Source organism: Actinoplanes sp. G11-F43, assembly GCF_050589265.1.
GTDB lineage: Bacteria > Actinomycetota > Actinomycetes > Mycobacteriales > Micromonosporaceae > Actinoplanes.
In genome coordinates this window covers 1-2,315 of the sequence record NZ_JBNZCE010000101.1, presented here as the reverse complement: position 1 = coordinate 2,315, position 2,315 = coordinate 1, and the positions used below count along the sequence as shown (strand labels likewise).

Sequence of the window (2,315 nt, the reverse complement as noted above, 5' to 3'; positions counted from 1 at the left end):
TCACATATGTGGATCCCTCGGCGTCCGGATCGGCGTCGAACAGCGCCGCCGCGTCCCAGCCACGATCCGCCGGGAAACCCGAGATCGCGTCACCACCGTTGACCAGCAACTCCCACAACTCTTCGGGGCTGCTGACCCCACCCGGATACCGGCAGGCCATCCCGACGATCGCGATCGGCTCCGACGGAGCGGCGAAAGCCACCGGAGGCACCGGCTCACTGCCTGTCGCCGAGGTTCCGAACAGCTCGGAGAGGAGTTCGTCGGCCAGGGCCGTCGGGTTGGGATGATCGAAGACAACGGTGGCGGGTAGCCGTACCCCAGTCGCGGTGTTGAGCCGGTTGCGCAGCTCGACAGCGGTCAGCGAATCGAAACCGACATCCCGGAACGCCCGCTCGGCCGGGATCTCCTCACCCACGCCGTATCCGAGTACCGCGGCGGCGTGCGAACGTACCAGTTCGATGAGCGTCCGACGCCGTTCGGTGGCGGACATCGCGGCCAGACGCGAGGCGTACTCGTTATGGGTCTCCGGGTCCGTGGTGGAACTCGCTGGTTCCCGCGCCTCGACGATGGTGTCCAGCAGCGGACGGGGCCGGGCCATCTGGAAGACGGGAGCGAACTTCTCCCACTCCACGTCGGCGACCGCGATGAACGTCTCGTCCTGAGTGAGGATCTCCCCCAGGGCGGTCAGGGCGCGGTCGGTGTCCAGGAAGTTCATGCCCTGCCGGCGCAGACGACTCGGGGTGACCGCCCCGGCGCCCTGGGCCATGGCGGCGTCGACGGCATCCCAGTCGCGGCTGTTCCAGACGCCCCACGCGATCGACGTCGCGGGCAGGCCCCTCGCCCGGCGCTGCTCGGCGAACCCGTCCAGGAACGCATTCCCGGCCGCGTAGGCGCCGTGATCGTTGCTGCCCCACGTCGCCGAGATCGACGAGAACAGCACGAACTCGTCGACATCCAGGCCGGCGGTGGCTTGATCGAGATGCACGGCACCGGCGGCCTTGGCACCCAGCGCGGCGGCCAGACCCTCACGATCGGTGTCCTCGACCCACGCCAGGTAAGGCTGATTGGCTGAGTGCAGCACGGTCGACAGCCCGGGACCGGACTCCTCGATCCACGACACCATCCCGGCCACCTGATCGGCTTCACCTAGGTCGCAGCTGATCACCTCGACACCCGTGCCCGCTTCGGCCACCGAAGCCGCCAGCGCCGAGACGTTCGGCGCCGACGGACCCGACCGCGACGTCAACACCACCCGCTGAGCATCACGCTCGGCCAACCAGCCACCCACGCTGACCCCGATCGAACCGGTGCCACCGGTCAACAACACCGTCCCCCGCGGCGACCACCGGGCCGGAGCCGAACGACGCCGCTCCGCACGGACCAGCCGGCGCAGGAACACCCCCTCGGACCGCACCGCGACCTGATCCTCGACGGTCTGCGCCAGTACCGACACCAGGCCGTTCGCCACCTCGGCGGTGAATTCGGCCGGAAGGTCGACCAGACCGCCCCAGAGTTCGGGCCGTTCGAGCCCGATCGCGCGGCCCAGGCCCCACACCGCGGTCTGGCCCGGGCTGGTCGTGGTGTCGCCGGCGCCGGCCCGCACCGCCCCGCGGGTCAGCACCCACACCGGGACGGCGACATCGGATCCGCGCACCTCACGTACCAGGTCGACGGTCGACGCCAAGCCGCGAGCGAGCCACGGGTGGCCGGTCTCCGGGGTCTCGTCGATCGCCAGCAAGGACACGATGCCGCTCACCCCGGCCAAGGTCTCCGCAGTCCAGCCGCCCGGCGCGGCGGCCGTCACGACCTCGGCGCCATGACCGGTCAACGCCTCCGCGATCGCGGGCGCGGCCGGATCGGCGCCGACCAGCAGCCACGTCCCGGACAGCCCCGGCGCCACACCGTTGCTCCCGGACAGCTGCCAGGTGATGCGGTAACGCCAGTCGTCGACGGACCACGCCGGGCGCTTCGACACCGGCGCCTCGGGCCAGAACCGGCGCCGCTGGAACGCGTACGTCGGCAGCTCGACCTTGTTTCCAGCGCCCAGTACCTTCGACCAGTCGACGCCGACGCCGTTGACGAAGGCCTCAGCGAACGCCAGCAGTAGACGCTGCGCACCACCGTCATCTCGACGAAGAGTTCCCACCGTGACGGCGGCGTCGAGAGCCTGGATCAACACCGGATGCGGAGAACACTCCACGAACACGCCGTGACCGGAATCGGTCAGCACACCGATCGCCCGGTCGAACTCCACCGTCTCCCGCAGCGAGGAGTACCAGTAGCCGGCATCCAACTCCGGACCAGCCAGCCAGTCG

At 70.0% G+C, this 2,315-nt stretch carries 1 protein-coding gene; it reads right to left on the bottom strand.

All coding sequences use genetic code 11. The features are described from left to right. Nucleotides 1-2,315, bottom strand: a 2,315-nt coding sequence (locus ACQ0O7_RS45105) for an SDR family oxidoreductase (protein WP_430792101.1), incomplete at both ends; no start/stop codon positions are given.